Origin of the sequence: Gilvimarinus gilvus (assembly GCF_030518155.1) — a bacterium.
In the GTDB taxonomy this organism is placed as follows: Bacteria; Pseudomonadota; Gammaproteobacteria; order Pseudomonadales; family Cellvibrionaceae; genus Gilvimarinus; species Gilvimarinus gilvus.
Genome location: NZ_JAULRU010000021.1, coordinates 1 through 832 on the forward strand (window position 1 = coordinate 1; position 832 = coordinate 832).

The following is an 832-nucleotide window of genomic DNA, read 5'->3' on the forward strand; positions in this document are numbered from 1 at the left end:
CTCCCGCTACGAGAGATCGCAGCGAGTCAAGTGTTTGAAGCTAAACGAGTTTCTCGCAAAAAACTTCAAAATAAACGCTTGACAGCAAATGAGGAAAGCGTAGAATGCGCGCCTCGGTTGAGACGAAACACTCTTAACCAACCGCTCTTTAACAAATCGAATCAAGCAATTCGTGTGGGTGCTTGTGAGTACGGACTGATAGTCAAAAAGATTATCAGCATCACAAGTGGCCATGCGAGAAATCACATAGTCATTTGAGATTGCTGAGCCAAGTTTAGGGTTTCTTAAAAACCCAAGCAGTATTGAACTGAAGAGTTTGATCATGGCTCAGATTGAACGCTGGCGGCAGGCCTAACACATGCAAGTCGAGCGGATGACGGGAGCTTGCTCCTTGATTCAGCGGCGGACGGGTGAGTAATGCCTAGGAATCTGCCTGGTAGTGGGGGACAACGTTTCGAAAGGAACGCTAATACCGCATACGTCCTACGGGAGAAAGCAGGGGACCTTCGGGCCTTGCGCTATCAGATGAGCCTAGGTCGGATTAGCTTGTTGGTGAGGTAATGGCTCACCAAGGCGACGATCCGTAACTGGTCTGAGAGGATGATCAGTCACACTGGAACTGAGACACGGTCCAGACTCCTACGGGAGGCAGCAGTGGGGAATATTGGACAATGGGCGAAAGCCTGATCCAGCCATGCCGCGTGTGTGAAGAAGGTCTTCGGATTGTAAAGCACTTTAAGTTGGGAGGAAGGGCAGTAAGTTAATACCTTGCTGTTTTGACGTTACCGACAGAATAAGCACCGGCTAACTCTGTGCCAGCAGCCGCGGTAAT

The 832-nt window shown here is 49.8% G+C and carries 1 protein-coding gene and 1 rRNA gene; both read left to right on the plus strand.

What is annotated here, in order from left to right:
• Positions 1 to 258: hypothetical protein (locus tag QWI17_RS00100; protein WP_302720476.1), on the plus strand; the 258-nt coding region annotated here is incomplete at its 5' end.
• Positions 259 to 304: 46 nt separating this feature from the next.
• A 16S ribosomal RNA gene (locus QWI17_RS00105) occupies positions 305 to 832 on the plus strand; the annotation flags it as partial.